This is a genomic window from Pseudomonas kielensis, assembly GCF_030505375.1.
Classification (GTDB): Bacteria; Pseudomonadota; Gammaproteobacteria; order Pseudomonadales; family Pseudomonadaceae; genus Aquipseudomonas; species Aquipseudomonas kielensis.
This window is the reverse complement of record NZ_CP130043.1, coordinates 3,163,793-3,178,748: the sequence shown is the minus strand read 5'-3', so window position 1 is coordinate 3,178,748 and position 14,956 is coordinate 3,163,793. Positions and strand designations below refer to the sequence as shown.

Here is a 14,956-nt window from a genome sequence, read left to right as displayed (position 1 = left end):
GTTTGCCGTGGCTGCCTACAATCTGCGTCAACTGAAGTACTTCATCACCACCGTGGAATGCGGCAGCGTCGCCGAGGCCTCGCGCAAGCTGTACATCGCCCAGCCGTCGATCTCCACAGCCATCAAGGGCCTGGAAGACAGCTTCGGGGTGCAGCTGCTGATCCGCCACCACGCCCAGGGCGTCTCCCTCACCCCCAGCGGCGCACGCTTTTATCGCAAGGCTCAGGAACTGCTGCGCATGGCCAAGGAGTTCGAACAGAACGCCCTGGCCGACAACGATGTGGTGTCCGGGCAGATCGACATCGGTTGCTTCGAGACAGTCGCACCGCTGTACCTGCCGCAACTGATGGCCGGGTTTTCGGCGCTGTACCCGGGGGTGAAAATCCGCATCCGCGATGGTGAACAGCAGGGGCTGACGTCGGGGGCCTTTGACCTGGCGATCCTCTACGAGCACGACCTGGATGGCACCATCCAGACCGACCCCTTGATGCCGGCGCAACGCCCTTATGCCCTGCTGCCGGCCGACCACCGCTTCGCCCAGCAGGCCCAGGTGTCACTGCGCGACCTGTGCCTGGAGCCGATGATTCTGCTGGATGTGCAGCCGAGCCGGACCTACTTCGTCAGCCTGTTCGATGAGCTGGGGCTGACCCCGCGAATCGCCTTCAGCTCACCCTCGATCGAGATGGTGCGCGGCATGGTCGGCCAAGGTTTCGGCTTTTCGATCCTGGTCACCCGGCCGCATTCGCAATGCACCTACGACGGGCAGAAGGTAGTGTGTGTGGACATCGTCGAAGACGTCACCGGTTCCGGGCTGGTGGCCGCCTGGCTCAAGCGCGGGCAATTGACCAAGCCGGCGCAGTTGTTTGCCGATTACTGCCGGGAGCAATTGACGGCCAAGGCCCTGGGATCGGGCTGATGCAACGAGCCCCGGTCAGGCCAGCAGTCCCAGTTCTTTCGCCCGGGCCACGGCCTGGGTGCGACGCTCGACGCCGAGCTTGCTGTTGATGTGGCTGGCGTGGGTTTTCACCGTGTGCAACGAGATGAACAACTGATCGCTGATTTCCTGGTTCGAACAGCCCCGGGCAATCAGTTGCAGCACCGCTTGCTCACGAACGCTGAGGGTTTCGCCGCCGGGTTGGCTCTCGACGCTTTCGCGAATCGCGACCTGGGGCAGTTGTTCCATCAGGCTCTGGCGCAGCGGTGTGGCTGGACAGTGGGCCAGTTGCTCGCGCAGCCAGTCCGGTCGCTCGCGCAGTAACCCATCAAAGGGTTGCAGCAAACCGCCGCTGGCGGCCTCGAACGCCTGGGCCAGGGCCAGACGCGCTTCTGGCTCGCGCCCATGGCCCAGCAACAGGCTGACTTTCTGAATCAGCGCCATCACGCTGAGCATCTGCCGACCACTTTTTTGCCCCTGTTCGAGCAAGGCATTGAGACGCCCTTCGGCCAGCATCGGCTGGTTCTGCATCGACTCCAGCAGGGCTTGCTGCAACTCGATGTGCAGGGGCATTTGCGGGTGGAATTCGGGGGGCGCCGCGGCCTGTTCGCCGTTATAGGTCTGGCCCAGGCGTGTCAGCCAGGCGCCGGCCAGGTCGGTACGACCCTGGGCCAGCCACAGTTCACATTTGACCAGGGTCAGCATGGCCAGGTAGTAGATCGGTGGCACGTCCCAGATGTGCATCAGCCGCTCGGCCTCGGCCAGTTCGGCGAACGCCTTGGCAAACTCGCCCCGGCTGCCTTCCAGCCGGGCGATCACGCTGTGGCCGATCAGCACGCTGATGTCGCGACAGGCCCGTGCCTCCGTCAGGCCGGCGTGCAGGCGGGCGAGCCCGAGTTCGGGTTGCAGGCGCAGGACCAGCAGGAAACCTTCGTACAGGGTCAGGCGCGCGCGCACCGCATACAGCCGTTGCGGCGCCAGGCCCTGCAAGCGTTGCTGGCCCTGGCGGACTTCGTCCAGGGAGCGAAGAATTTCCCCTCGCGCCTGCAGCACCCGGGCGCGGTCGTAATGGGCCAGCGCTTCAAACAGCGGATTGCCGACCCGTTGCGCCAGCTCCAGGGATTCGCGGTTCAGCTCCCGGGCACGCCACAGGTCGGCGTCGGCAATGGCCAGGTTGGACAGGGTCGACAGGCACATCAGCCGCTGGCCATAGCGCTTGTGCGGCAGGCTTTGCAGGGCCTCGGTGCAGTACAGCAGGGTCAGGTCGCGCTGGCCACGGCCACGGGCGATGATCCCGCTCAGGGCCAGCCACTGCGCCAGCATGGATTTTTGTGCGGTGGCCGACGGGGCCGGCAGGAACCGGCTGAGGTGGCTGGCCAGTTCTTGCGCGGCGTCCAACTGGCAGGCCAGGCCCAGGGCCCAGCTGTACAGCACGATCAGGCGCGGGGTGCTGACCAGCAGGCTGTCGGGCAAGTCCATTTTCCAGCGCAGCAACATGCCGACGTTCTGTTCGGCCAGCAGTTGTTCTTCGGACAGGTTCTGCACCAGGTTCGCCGCCACGTCCAGGTGACCGGCCCGCAAGGCCTGCTCCACGGCTTCGTCGAGCAGGCCCTGGGCATTGAACCAGCGGCACGCCCGCAGGTGCAGGCTGGCGACGGGCACCATGGCGTTAACGGTCGGGCGACTGCGCAGCAGGTCGGAAAACAGATGGTGGTAGCGGAACCAGTGCCCCTGCTCGTCGAGCGGCACCAGGAACACCTGGTGGGACAGCAGGTAACGCAGGATCTCGGCACTGTCGTGGGCTTCGCGCACCGCGTCGCACAGTTCGCTGCAAAAGCGCTCCTGGGGCGCGGTGTCGTAGAGAAAGGCCTGGACCTCGGCGGGCAGGCAATCGATGACTTCTTCGAGCAGGTAGTCGCGGATCAGGCCTTCACCGCCGTGCAGGGGCGGTGGCAGTGTCGCGCCATTGCCAGCTTCCGAGGCCGCGAGCAACCAGAAGCGCAGCCCCGCCACCCAGCCTTCGCTACGCTCGATCAGGCTTTCCAGCGCCTCGCCCCGCAGTGAACTGCTGTGCCGGTTCAGCAGGGCCAGGGATTCGTCGTGCGTCAGGCGCAGGTCCTGCTCGTGCAGTTCGAGCAATTGCCGCGACAGGCGCAAACGGGCCAGGTGCCAGTCGGGCCGCTGGCGGCTGGTGACCAGCACCAGCAGGCCATCGGGCAGGTGGTTGAGGAAAAACTGCAGGCAGCGGTCCAGCACCGGGCCCTGGGCCAAGTGATAGTCATCCAGCACCAGCAGCAACGGGGCACTGGGTGAGAGCTGGACCGCCAGTTCGTCAAGCAGCCCGTCCAGCCATTCCTCGAAGGCGAACGGCTGATGACGCTGGCGCATTTTCAGCAGGCCCAGGGCCTGGCTGCCTAATCGAGGAAAATAGTGTTGCAGGCCTTCGAGTAACCGTTCGAGAAAACGCCCCGGGTCATTGTCCCGTGGGCTGAGCCCCAGCCACAGGCTTTGCCAGTGATCCGGTAGGCTCTGGCAGAACTCCACCGCCAGTGAGCTTTTACCAAACCCGGCCGGGGCGCTGACCAGCAGCAGTCGCCCCGTCAAGCCGGCACTCAGCCGCTCGCACAACCGTGGCCGCAGGATGTGGCCGTCGGGCAAGGGGGGACGGTAAAAGCGTCCTTCCAGCATCGGCACGGCCGAGCTGGGAGGGCTCTGGATTCGGAACAGGTCAGTCATAGCCAACTCTTATTGAAGTACTGTTGTCGGCATTGCAGATGTCCGCAGACTAGCGGCAAACCGCCAGGGTTTGAAGGCAATTGCTACAAATGGCTACAAAAAGTCTACGACCGCCCTTTCTCCTCCCCGTGCGGCGGGGGTCGAACGCTTTATCCGAAGCAAAAAAAAACGCCCCGAACCAGTCGGGGCGTTTTTCGAGGATGCGGCCTCTGGTGCAGCGTATTAGCGAACACCTTCCTGACGCAGTGCGGCCGGGGTGAAGTCGCTGGTGGTGGCGGTGAAGCCAAAGTCGTAAGCCTGTTTCTCTTCGTTCTTCATGCCCAGTGCCAGGTAACGGCCGGACTGCAGGTCGTAGAGGGTTTCCAGGGCATACCACGGCACTTGTTTGTCGTAGTAGTCCTGGGCATGGGCTTCAGCCACGCGCCACAGTTGACCACGACCGTCGTAGTGGTCGATGACAGCGGCTTGCCAGGTGTCTTCGTCGATGTAGAAGTCACGCTTGGCGTAGATGTGACGCTGGCCTTCCTTCAGGGTCGCAACCACATGCCACACGCGGCGCAGCTCGTAGCGGGCCAGGTCCTGGTTGATGTGCCCGGCCTTGATGATGTCGGAGTACTTGAGCTTCGGATCGTCAAGCTTGTAGCTGTCGGAGGCGATGTACATCTCTTTCTTGCCTTCGAGCTTCCAGTCGTAGCGGTCCGGTGCACCGTTGAACATGTCCAGGTTGTCGGAGGTCCGCAGGCCGTCGGCGGCAGTACCCGGGCCGTCATAGGACACTTGCGGGGCACGGCGCACACGACGCTGGCCGGCGTTGTAGACCCACGCCGAACGCGGCTCCTTGACCTGGTCGAGGGTCTCGTGGACCAGCAGCACACCACCGGCCAGACGCGCCGGCGCGGTCACTTTCTGCTTGAAGTAGAACAGGATGTTGCCCGGGTTTTTCGGGTCGTAGTCCTTCATTTTGTCGCGGAACACGAACTGGTCCTGGAAGTACACCAGGCTGTAGGAGCCGTTGGCTTGCGGCGTGGCCTGGGTGACCAGGCGGGTCACGCTGCCACCCCGGTAGCGGGTGATGTGGTTCCAGATCACTTCCACACCGGTTTTCGGGATTGGGAACGGCACGGCCGTTTCGAAGTTTTCCAGGCCGTTGCCACCCGATACGAGGGTGGTGTTGGTGGCGTTGCGCTTGATGGATGCGAACACTTCAGGTGGCACGGTGGCGCCACGGTGCGAGGTGTACACGGGCATCTTGAAGGTTTCCGGGTAACGCTTGAACATCGCGTATTGGCCCGGAGCCAGCTTTTCCTTGTACTTGTCGACGTTCGACGCGGTGATGGTGAACAGCGGTTGCTCGCTGGCAAAGGGATTGGACAGGAAGCCCTTGCTGTCGACCGTGCCGGCGTTCTTGGCCAGGGGTTTCCAGCTCGGGATCGAGCCATCGGCATTGCCGGCCATTTCTGCGCCCATCGGCGTCAGGCTCTTGCCCAGCTTGTCGGCTTCGGCTGCCGGGACGGCGGCCATGACACCGGTCGCCAGCAACGAAAGCCCCAGTCCTGCGACGTACACCAGATTCTTGGTTATTTTCATTTCTTGTTCGTCCTGAAGAAGCAGTGCTTAGAAGTTCACGCCGACGCTGAGCGCGACGAAGTCACGGTCATCCACGGTGGTGTACTTGCCGTCGAAGAAGTTGGTGTAGGCCAGGCTCGCGGTGTAGGTGTTCTGATACTCGGCATCCAGACCCAGGCTGACGGCCTTGCGACCTTCCTCGAAGTTGCCGCCAGGACCCGGCGAGTAGCCGCTGACGTCGTGGGACCAGGCCACGTTCGGCTTGAGGTTGACCCCGGCGAACACGTCGTTGTAGTCCCAGATCGCACGGCCACGGTAGCCCCAGGAGGTCGAGGTGGTGAAACCTTCGTCGGTGCAATTGCGCGTGGCGTTGTTGGTCGCAGCACCCGGACCTGCACCGGCAATGGTGCTGGCGTTCAGGGCCTGGCACGTGCCGCCTGGCAGTTCGCCCGGACCGTAGACAGGGTCGCGGCCATAACGCACGTCCGAGGTGCTTTCCAGCCCGCCAACGTGGGTCACGCCGACTTCACCCACCAGGGTCAGGCGGCTGGCGCCCATGACCTGGTCGAAGAAGTGCGTCAAGGTAGTCTGGAATTGAGTCACTTCCTTGCGGCGGTAGCCGTGCAGGTCGGTACCCGGAGTTCCCTGCAAGAGCGATGCGTTTTGATAGCCCGGCAATGGCGTCACACCGGCAAAGAGGATATCCGTGGAGTTCAGTTGCACCGGTGCGTTAGGACGGTAGCTGACCTCGCCTTGCCACGCCGTACCGGTTGGCAAAGTGGTGGAGAAGCTCAGGCCGTACAGACGTATATCCTCCGGATACTCGACGAAATACTGCGAGTTACCTGCTACCAGCAATGGCGCCAGACGGGCGATCGGCCCCTGGAGCGACGAGGCAAGGTTGTAAATCGATTGCGGGCCACCGGTGGCGCTGAAGATTGGTGCCCGGCTGTGGTAGTTCATGAAGTAAGCACCGAACTCGGTGTCCAGCGGGTCGAACATGTACTTGAAGGATGCGCCCCACTGGCCGCTGTCCCGTGCATCGCGGTCCGGACCGCGACGTACCAGCACGCCTTCCTCGTTGACGTCGACACCCAGTGCAGCGGCTGGGCCCAGGGCTGCAGCCGGCAGGGTCGAGCGCTTGTTCAATACGCGCAGGTTGTTGTCGCAACCGTCGGCGATGATGTCTGGCTGGGAGAAGAAGGTCCCGCAGTTGTCGACAACCGTCTGGTCCCACTCAAGCTGGTAGAAGGCTTCCGCCGACAGGTTTTCGGTCAGGCTCTGGGACACGTAGAACATGTTGACCGGGATCAGGCCTTCCTTGATCTCGGCACCCGGACGACGGAATGCGGACACGTCGATCGGGTTGATGGAGTTGATGCCGCCGCCGATGAAAGTACTTTCACCCCAGCTGACCACCTGCTTGCCCAGACGCACGGAGCCCGGCTGATCGGCAATCGCGTAGTTGTGGTAGACGAAGGCGTCGAGGATCTGCCCGCCGGAGGACTTGGCGCCTTCCTTGCGGTTGTCGTTGCTGACGTCCTTGAATTCCAGCTCTTCGTTCTGCAGCGCGAAGTCATACCAGTACTTGCCCCGGACAAACACGCCGGTGTCACCGTACTTCAGTTCAAGGTCATGAATGCCTTTGAAGATCTTCGAGAACGCTTGTCCGCTCTTGAAGTTCAAGTGGCCGTCATCGGAGGTCTGGGACAGGCCGTGCCCACCGTTGTTGACGCCGATGAGGTTCTTGTTTGGCGATTGGGTCGACACACTCATGCCCAACGAGAGGGACGAGTCGAATTGACCTTCGATTTCACCAACGTTGAAACTGACGCCGAATGCAGGCCCGGCGAGCGTAGAGGCGAGACTGACCGCCAAGGGCAGTTTCGCCCGGCGCCAGAACTGGTTTACTGATGTCATCGACGCTACTCCATGTGCTTTTATTGTTATGGCAGTGAGCACTTTTAAAAACGCTCTGGAGGACGGTGAGCCATGCGCTCGCGAAGTCATCCAAAGTTGCATCGCCCCTGTTCGTGCGTGCGTCTCGCTCTTAAAAATCCTTGAACGGACTATATCCAGCAGGCTGTACTGCTTGATCCCTCTAAAGTGTGATTTGCAGCCCCCAACCACTCTGGAACGGTCCTTCTGCCAGTCCGGCAGATGCCGGCACGGCAAGGATGGCTGAAAATTCGGAATTAACAAGCCAAGCGCTTGCTTGGTGGGCATGTCGTGCCCTTTCGGGCACGACACAGGAGACTTAAAGCGTCGACAGGAAGGTACTGTTATTGGCCTGCCACTGCGTGATGTCGAGGCGGATGCGTTTCTTGTCGAGCTTGCCGACACTGGTCTTGGGAATTTCCGTAACAAGGGCGATCTGGCTCGGGATGGCCCACTTGCTCAAGTGGCCCAATTCCACGAAGGGCTTGAGGTGCTCCTTGAGTTCCTTGGCCCCGATCACGTGGCCTTCACGGACCACCAGCAAGGCAAACGGGCGTTCGCCCCACTGCGGATCGGGGATGCCCACCACTGCTACTTCGCGTACCGCCAGGTGGCGGCTGATCAAGTCTTCGAGGTCCAGGGACGAGATCCACTCGCCGCCGGTCTTGATCACGTCCTTGATCCGGTCACGGATGTCGATCACCCCCATGCTGTCCAGGGTCGCAACGTCCCCGGTGTGCAGCCAGCCCCCGGCCCAGAGCTCTGCGCCCTTCTGCGGCTCGTTGAAATAACCCTCGGTGAGCCACGGCGCGCGCAGCACCAGCTCGCCCTGGGACTCGCCATCGGCCGGCAGGAAGTTACCCTCGGCGTCGATCACCGCCGCGTCCACCAACGGCACTGGCACCCCGGCCTTGATCCGATAGGTGGTGCGCTCGTCTTCGGTACCGGCCATCAGCTCATCGTTGAGGTGGGCACAGGACACCAGCGGCCCGGTTTCCGACATGCCATAGGCCGCAGTGAGCTGAATGCCCCTGGCCTTGGCCGCTTCGTACAGCGCACGGTTCAGCGCGCTGCCGCCAATGACGATTTTCCAGCCAGCAAAATCGGTGTTTTGCGCCGCCTTGGCATTGAGCACCATTTGCAGGATGGTCGGCACGCAGTGGGAGAAGCTGACTTTTTCCTTGCGCCACAACTCCACCAGGTATTCCGGGTCATAACGACCGGGGTAGACCTGCTTGAGGCCAAGCATGGTGGCCACGTAGGGCAAGCCCCAGGCGTGTACGTGGAACATTGGGGTGATGGGCATGTACACATCGTTGGTCCCCAACAGGCGCACGCTGTCGATGCTGCCCATGATCGTCGACACGCCCATGGTATGCAGCACCAGTTGCCGGTGGGTGAAGTACACGCCCTTGGGATTGCCAGTGGTACCGGTGGTGTAGAAGGTAGTCGCTACCGAGTTCTCGTCGAAGTCGGCGAAATCGTAGTGCGGGCTCGCGGCCGCCAGCAGTTGTTCGTACTCGCCCACCAGGTTCGGCAGCTCGGCCGTCTTTTCCGGCAGGTCGGTGAGCAGCAGGGTTTTCTCCACCGTGGTCAGTTGCCCGGCGATGGCCTGGTACAACCCGACGAATTCGCTGTTGACCAGCACGAAGCGGTCCTCGGCGTGGTTCATGGTGTAGAGGATCTGCTCAGGCGACAGGCGCACGTTGATGGTGTGGATCACCGCGCCGATCATCGGGATGGCGAACATGCACTCCAGGTAACGATGGCTGTCCCAGTCCATCACCGCCACGGTATCACCGGCCTTGACCCCGGCCGCCGTCAGCACGTTGGCCAGCCGCGCGACGCGCTCGATCAGGGTCGGATAGCTGTAGCGCAACTGGTCGCGGTAGACAATCTCGCGGGTTTTCTCATAGCGACTGCCCGACATCAGCAATCGCTTGATCAACAACGGGTATCGATAAGCACCTTCGGCTGGCGGAATAACGCGAGTCTGCAACATAAGCATCCCTTTCATCTGACTGCACGGTCTTGGCGTAAAGACTGCACTTTAGTCAGGCTGGGCGCGCGCTAAATCAGCCAAAGGAATGATTTGAGAGCGGGGCAAATGCTGGCTCTAAGCCAGCATTGCTGGGGAAAAGACAACCATCATCAAGCCGTTTGTCCTACTGCCGCCTCGGCTGGTGTGCGCGGGAAAATCAGCGCCGAGAGGAAGGTCAACGCCGCAAAACCGGCCAGGATCAGGTACAGCCCGACAAAACCCTGGCGGGGCTCGACAAAGGCAATCAGCGGGATGGCCGTGGCACTGGCACCGAATGACAGGCAATAACGCAAGGCAAATACCCGCGATTGCCAGTGCGGCGCCACGAAGTTGGCGACCATCGCGTCATTCACCGTGACCTGCCCAAACACCACGAACATGAAGGCGGCACCCAATACGATGACGGCCGAGCCCTCGACATAGGCCATGGCAAACAACAGCGGGGCCTGGCACAGGGTGAGCAACATGAACGGCCATTTCAGGCTGAAGCGGTGCAGCACCCGCCCGATACTCAACTGGGCCACCGCGCCAAAGGCGTACGCCAGGCTGACCACCACCCCAAGGGTCTGCGGTGAGGCGAACAGGTCGTGCAGGCGTTCCTGGAACAACTTCGGATAGGTCATGGTCGTGGCGTTGAACACCACCCCGCCCGTGGCGGTAGCCAAGGCCAGCACCCCGAACACCATGACCATGGAGATCCGCTGGCCCGCGGCGCCCTTGAGGGGAGCATGGGCACGCACGGGAATCGGCTCCTCGCGCACCTGCAAGGCAAAGCCGATGCCCAGGGCAATGGCGGCAACACCCGGCAGGATAAACGCCGAACGCCAGCCAAACTGCGCCACCAACAAGCCGGTGACCAAGGCCGAAAACGCCACCCCCAGATTGCCCCACATGCCGTTGATGCCAATTTCCCGGCCACGGTTCTGGGCGTAGGCCACCAGCATCGCAGTGCCGACCGGGTGATAGATCGCGGCGAACACCCCCATCAGCGTCAACCCCAGGACCAGCATCGGCGCGGAACTGCTCAGGCCGGTGAAAATCGCCGAGGCGCCGATCCCGAAGAAAAACACCAGCATCATCTGGCGTCGACTCCAGTGATCGCCCAGCCAACCCGCCGGCAACGAACAGGCACCAAAGGCGATGAACCCGCCCAGGGACAGGCCGATCATGCTGGCGTAGTCCAGGCCGAAGACCTCGGTCATGCCCAGCACGGCGGCGGGAAAAATCAGCATGAACATGTGATCGATCACATGGGCGGCGTTGATGTAGCGAATGACATTCCTGGGTTGATGCATGGCAGCACACTATTCGTTGAGGGTGTGGCGCTATGCTAAGTTGGCAATAACACGCATTCCTGACAACAAACTCATCGAACCAGACAATGTTAATCAGCCACTTCCATCATGGCCCCGTCAGCGCCCATCCGCACGATTACCCGGATGGCGCGCACCAGGAGCGGCATATCCATCGCGAGGCGCAATTGCTGTACGCCATGTGCGGCACCATGCGCGTGGTCACGGCCCAAGGTGCGTGGGTGATTCCGCCGACTCGGGCGGTGTGGATTGCACCGTGGATCGAGCATGAAATCTTCATGTCGGGCAAGGTGTGCATGCGCTCGCTGTTCATTGACCCCGAACTGTCGCCCGCCAACCTCAGCCAGTGCTGCGTACTGGCCGTCACCCCACTGCTGCGCGAGCTGATCCTCAAGGCGGTGCAGGCCCCCCGTCATGCAAAGAACCCGCTGATCCAACAGTTGATGCTCGAAGAAATTGCCAGCCTGGAAAACCTCCCGCTGCACATCCCCATGCCCGAGGATCGGCGCCTGCAAGGGATCTGCCTGGCCCTGCTGCAAACCCCCGACCATCCCAATACCCTGGAAGATTGGGCGCAACAGGTCGGCGCCAGCTCACGCACCCTGGCGCGACTGTTCCAGCAACAGTTGCAGATGAGTTTCAACGCCTGGCGCCAGCAACTGCGCCTGATGGAAGCCCTGCCGCGGCTGATCGCCGGGCAAAGCGTGCAGAGCGTTGCCGATCAATTGGGGTATGGCAGTGCCCGAGCCTTCAGCGCGATGTTCCGGCGCTTGCTGGGGCACAACCCCCGGGAATACCTCAGCGCGCTGAATCAGCTCAGTGCGATCAATGCATCTCGGTAAAGGCCAGCTTCACACCGATGGCGATCAGCACCACGCCCATCATGCGGTCGAACCAGTGCCCCATGCGGGCAAAACCGGCGCGCACTCGCTGCTGGCTGAACAGCATCGCCACCAGGCAGAACCAGATGGCAGTCGCCACGGCCAGGTAGATACCGTAGCCGGCTTGAATCGCCAATGGCGTATGCGGATTGATCACCACGGTGAACAGGGACAGGAAGAACAGCGTGGCCTTGGGGTTCAGGCCGTTGGTCACGAAGCCCGAGGTAAAGGCACCGCGTGCCGTACGAATACCGGCTTCCTTGTGCAGGTCTTCGGTGGCAGGCTTGGCCGGTTGGGCGCGCAGGGCCTTGTAGCCGATGTACAACAGGTAGGCCGCCGCCAGCCACTTCAGGGCGTTGAACAGCACGATCGACTGCGACACGATCAAGCCGATGCCCAGCAACGAGTAACCCACGTGCAGGAAGATCGCGCTGCCCACCCCCAGTGCCGTCCAGGTACCCGCACGCCGACCGTGGGTCACGGCCTCACGCACCACCACGGCAAAGTCCGGACCGGGACTTGCGACGGCCAGCAGGTGAATCAGGGCAACGGTCAAAAACTCTGTCCAGTACATTGGGGCTCCTTGAGGGCAAGCGTAACTATTTATTTCATCTGGTAGGCTCGGCAGATTACGCCTTCAGACTCACGCGCAAAAGGTACAGTTAATGACGAACAATCGCCGCGCCGTTTTCCTTGATCACCCATCACTGGACCTGGGGGACCTCGACCTCAGTGCATTGCGCGACTGTTTCAGCGAACTGCAACTGTTCGCCCAGACCGAGCCCGGACAAGTCACCGAACGCCTGCAAGGCGCCGCGGTGGCGATCACCAACAAGATCCCGATCGATGCCAGCGCCATGGCCGCCAACCCGGACCTGAAGCTGATCCTGATCAGCGCCACCGGCACCAACAACGTCGACCTCGCTGCCGCCCGCGCCCACGGGATTACCGTGTGCAACTGCCAGGGCTACGGCACACCGTCGGTCGCCCAGCACACGATCATGTTGCTGCTCAACCTGGCCACCCGGCTGGGTGACTATCGCAAGGCCGTCGAGGCAGGCCGCTGGCAGCAGGCCAAACAGTTCTGCCTGCTGGACTACCCGATTGTCGAGCTGCAAGGCAAAACCCTCGGCCTGCTCGGCCACGGCGAACTGGGGGGCGCGGTGGCGCGATTGGCCGAAGCCTTTGGCATGCGGGTGATCTCGGGCCAGCTTCCCGGCCGCCCGGCTCGCGCCGACCGGATGCCGCTGGATGAGTTGCTGCCTCAGGTCGACGCCCTGACCCTGCACTGCCCACTCAACGAACACACTCGCCACTTCATCGGCGCGCGCGAACTGGCGCTGCTCAAGCCCGGCGCATTAGTGGTCAACACTGCGCGCGGAGGCCTGATCGATGAACAGGCGCTGACCGATGCCTTGCGCAGTGGTCACCTGGGAGGCGCGGCCACCGACGTGCTGAGCGTCGAACCGCCGACCACCGGCAATCCGCTGCTGGACAACGACCTCCCACGCTTGATCGTCACCCCGCACAACGCCTGGGGCAGCCGCGAAGCGCGGCAGCGGATCGTCGGTCAGTTGAGCGAAAATGCCCGGGGCTTTTTCAGCGGTACAGCGCTGCGGGTCGTCAGTTGATAAACTGCCGCACTTTTTTTCAAGGAGCAGAGTATGGATCCGCGCAGTGAAGTACTGCTTCGACAGGCTGAATTGTTTCAAGGCAACGTGCTGCTGGCCGGCTTGCCTGCCGACGACTTGCTGGGAAAACTGCCCGACGCCCATGGTTGGTGCTGGCACGCCGGCGATCAGGCGGCCCTGGACGCCCGTTTTGCCGAGCGCAGCCATTTCGGGGTGAACGCGCCCACCCGTGAGTTTGCAACGGCGGTGCTGTTCCTGCCCAAGTCCAAGGACCTGACCGACTACATCCTCAACGCCCTCGCCTCGCGCCTGGCTGGTTGTGAGCTGTACCTGGTAGGGGAAAAACGCAGCGGCATCGAAGGCGCCGCCAAGCAGCTCAACCCGTTCGGTAAACCCCGCAAGCTCGACAGCGCGCGACACTGCCAGTTGTGGCAAGTGACCGTGGCCAATGCACCGCAAGCCAAGTCCCTGGAAAGCCTGGCGCAGACCTATGAGTTGCCGCTGGCCGAAGGCCCGCTGACCGTCATCAGCCTGCCCGGGGTGTTCAGCCACGGTCGACTGGATCGCGGCAGTGCCCTGCTGCTCGAACACCTCGACAAGCTGCCCAGCGGCCATCTGCTGGACTTCGGCTGTGGGGCCGGCGTACTGGGCGCGGCGGTCAAGCGCCGTTATCCGCACAACACCGTGACCCTGCTCGACGTCGACGCCTTTGCCGCCGCCAGTAGCCGCCTGACCCTGGCAGCCAATGGTCTTGAAGCCGAGGTGCTGACCGGCGATGGCATCGACGCTGCCCCCATGGGACTGAGTGCGATTCTGAGCAATCCGCCGTTCCATGTCGGGGTCCACACGGACTACTTCGCCACGGAGAACTTGCTGCGAAAAGCGGTTAAACATCTGAAATCTGGCGGCGAACTACGACTGGTAGCCAACAGTTTCCTGAAGTACCAGCCGTTGATCGAAGAGCACCTGGGGCAGTGTTCGATCAAGGCCGAAGGACAGGGTTTCCGCATCTACCGAGCCAAGCGCGGTTAACTCACCGGATGAAAAAGAAGGCTTGCCGAATGGATTTTGCCTAGGCAGAATCCGCTCCGTCCTAGGGGAGTAGTCTCCCACGAGCGCCATGCTCGTCCGGCATACGTCAACATACTTGGTCAACAGGCCATGGCGTATGCGACCCAAGCGTCCGCACAGACGGACCGCAGGGTTTGACAAGACCTATGACACGCACACCTTACCCGGGGCGGGAAGGCTGTACGTGTCATAGCCGTGTCGACCCGCCCCTTAGGAAAACCCTGATGCTGGATTCGTTACTCGTTCCTACCGCAATCGTTGCCTTGGCCGAAATCGGCGACAAGACGCAACTGCTCGCACTCATTCTCGCCGCCCGCTTCCGCAAGCCCTGGCCGATCATTGCCGGCATCGTCGCCGCGACCCTGGCCAACCACGCAGCCGCTGGCGCCGTGGGTGCCTGGTTCGGCAGCTTCTTCTCGGATGCAACCCTGCACTGGATCCTCGCCGCCAGCTTTGCCGCCACCGCCCTGTGGACCCTGGTGCCGGACAAGATGGATGACGACGAGACCAGCACCGCCCGCAAGTTCGGGCCGTTCCTGACCACGTTGATCGCGTTCTTCCTGGCGGAGATGGGGGACAAGACCCAGGTCGCCACCGTGATGCTCGCAGCGCAATACCCGGAACTGTGGCTGGTGATCATCGGCACCACCGCCGGCATGCTGATCGCCAACGTGCCGGTGGTCCTGGCGGGCAACTTTGCCGCAGACAAACTGCCCCTGACCCTGATCCGGCGCCTGGCAGCATCGGCATTCCTGATCCTGGCCATCGTCGCGGTGTACAAGGCGATGCAGAGCAGTGGCTGGGTTTAAAGCGTTACCGCGCAGCATTAACGTGCGGCGCTACCA

Annotated in this window: 11 protein-coding genes and 1 riboswitch; of the genes, 5 read left to right on the top strand and 6 right to left on the bottom strand. The window is 62.4% G+C overall.

Going from position 1 to position 14,956, the window contains the following annotated elements; all coding sequences use genetic code 11:
• Positions 1-7 precede the first annotated feature (7 nt).
• Entirely contained in the window at positions 8-916 is a 909-nt protein-coding gene (locus tag Q1W70_RS14855) for a LysR family transcriptional regulator (RefSeq protein WP_302097488.1), read from the top strand.
• Between the two features lie 15 nt (positions 917-931).
• Here the strand turns inward: Q1W70_RS14855 and Q1W70_RS14850 are convergent, their stop codons facing one another.
• The 5 genes from Q1W70_RS14850 to Q1W70_RS14830 form a co-directional block, all read right to left on the bottom strand.
• Positions 932-3,670 (bottom strand): winged helix-turn-helix domain-containing protein, encoded by a 2,739-nt coding sequence (locus tag Q1W70_RS14850; RefSeq protein WP_166589736.1) that lies wholly within the window; start codon positions 3,668-3,670, stop codon positions 932-934.
• Between the two features lie 222 nt (positions 3,671-3,892).
• Positions 3,893-5,257: a DUF1329 domain-containing protein gene (locus tag Q1W70_RS14845; RefSeq protein WP_166589737.1), complete on the bottom strand. Its 1,365-nt coding sequence runs from the start codon at positions 5,255-5,257 to the stop codon at positions 3,893-3,895.
• Between the two features lie 27 nt (positions 5,258-5,284).
• Complete coding sequence (locus tag Q1W70_RS14840; RefSeq protein WP_166589738.1) at positions 5,285-7,156, bottom strand: DUF1302 domain-containing protein; 1,872 nt, start codon at positions 7,154-7,156, stop codon at positions 5,285-5,287.
• A 337-nt stretch (positions 7,157-7,493) separates the two neighbouring features.
• Positions 7,494-9,176, bottom strand: a complete 1,683-nt coding sequence (locus tag Q1W70_RS14835) for a fatty acid--CoA ligase (protein ID WP_166589739.1) — start codon at positions 9,174-9,176, stop codon at positions 7,494-7,496.
• Between the two features lie 149 nt (positions 9,177-9,325).
• A complete protein-coding gene (locus Q1W70_RS14830; RefSeq protein ID WP_166589740.1) occupies positions 9,326-10,510 on the bottom strand; it encodes an MFS transporter in 1,185 nt (394 codons plus the stop codon).
• 86 nt (positions 10,511-10,596) lie between these two features.
• On the opposite strand from Q1W70_RS14830, the gene Q1W70_RS14825 reads away from it, so the two are divergent.
• The gene (locus Q1W70_RS14825) at positions 10,597-11,370 is read left to right on the top strand and encodes an AraC family transcriptional regulator (protein WP_166589741.1); all 774 of its coding nucleotides are present in this window, start codon (positions 10,597-10,599) and stop codon (positions 11,368-11,370) included.
• Here Q1W70_RS14825 and Q1W70_RS14820 read toward each other — a convergent pair.
• A complete protein-coding gene (locus tag Q1W70_RS14820; RefSeq protein ID WP_166589742.1) occupies positions 11,354-11,983 on the bottom strand; it encodes a LysE family translocator in 630 nt (209 codons plus the stop codon). The two genes, Q1W70_RS14825 and Q1W70_RS14820, sit on opposite strands and share 17 nt — an antisense overlap.
• A gap of 91 nt (positions 11,984-12,074) precedes the next feature.
• Between Q1W70_RS14820 and Q1W70_RS14815 the strand changes: the two genes are divergently transcribed.
• From Q1W70_RS14815 to Q1W70_RS14805, 3 genes are all read left to right on the top strand, one after another.
• A complete protein-coding gene (locus tag Q1W70_RS14815; RefSeq protein WP_166589743.1) occupies positions 12,075-13,040 on the top strand; it encodes a 2-hydroxyacid dehydrogenase in 966 nt (321 codons plus the stop codon).
• Positions 13,041-13,073: 33 nt separating this feature from the next.
• Positions 13,074-14,072, top strand: a complete 999-nt coding sequence (locus tag Q1W70_RS14810; RefSeq protein WP_166589744.1) for a methyltransferase — start codon at positions 13,074-13,076, stop codon at positions 14,070-14,072.
• Positions 14,073-14,123: 51 nt separating this feature from the next.
• A riboswitch (yybP-ykoY riboswitch) is annotated at positions 14,124-14,247 on the top strand.
• Positions 14,248-14,335: 88 nt separating this feature from the next.
• Positions 14,336-14,920, top strand: coding sequence for a TMEM165/GDT1 family protein (locus tag Q1W70_RS14805; RefSeq protein ID WP_166589745.1), 585 nt, complete (start codon positions 14,336-14,338; stop codon positions 14,918-14,920).
• Positions 14,921-14,956: the final 36 nt, after the last annotated feature.

Bases quoted from the DNA above. Each gene is read 5' to 3' on its own strand.
- Q1W70_RS14820 (WP_166589742.1), bottom strand. From the start codon at position 11,983: ATGTACTGGACAGAGTTTTTGACCGTTGCCCTGATTCACCTGCTGGCC.
- Q1W70_RS14815 (WP_166589743.1), top strand. From the start codon at position 12,075: ATGACGAACAATCGCCGCGCCGTTTTCCTTGATCACCCATCACTGGAC.
- Q1W70_RS14805 (WP_166589745.1), top strand. From the start codon at position 14,336: ATGCTGGATTCGTTACTCGTTCCTACCGCAATCGTTGCCTTGGCCGAA.
- Q1W70_RS14835 (WP_166589739.1), bottom strand. From the start codon at position 9,176: ATGTTGCAGACTCGCGTTATTCCGCCAGCCGAAGGTGCTTATCGATAC.
- Q1W70_RS14810 (WP_166589744.1), top strand. From the start codon at position 13,074: ATGGATCCGCGCAGTGAAGTACTGCTTCGACAGGCTGAATTGTTTCAA.
- Q1W70_RS14830 (WP_166589740.1), bottom strand. From the start codon at position 10,510: ATGCATCAACCCAGGAATGTCATTCGCTACATCAACGCCGCCCATGTG.
- Q1W70_RS14840 (WP_166589738.1), bottom strand. From the start codon at position 7,156: ATGACATCAGTAAACCAGTTCTGGCGCCGGGCGAAACTGCCCTTGGCG.
- Q1W70_RS14845 (WP_166589737.1), bottom strand. From the start codon at position 5,257: ATGAAAATAACCAAGAATCTGGTGTACGTCGCAGGACTGGGGCTTTCG.
- Q1W70_RS14850 (WP_166589736.1), bottom strand. From the start codon at position 3,670: ATGACTGACCTGTTCCGAATCCAGAGCCCTCCCAGCTCGGCCGTGCCG.
- Q1W70_RS14825 (WP_166589741.1), top strand. From the start codon at position 10,597: ATGTTAATCAGCCACTTCCATCATGGCCCCGTCAGCGCCCATCCGCAC.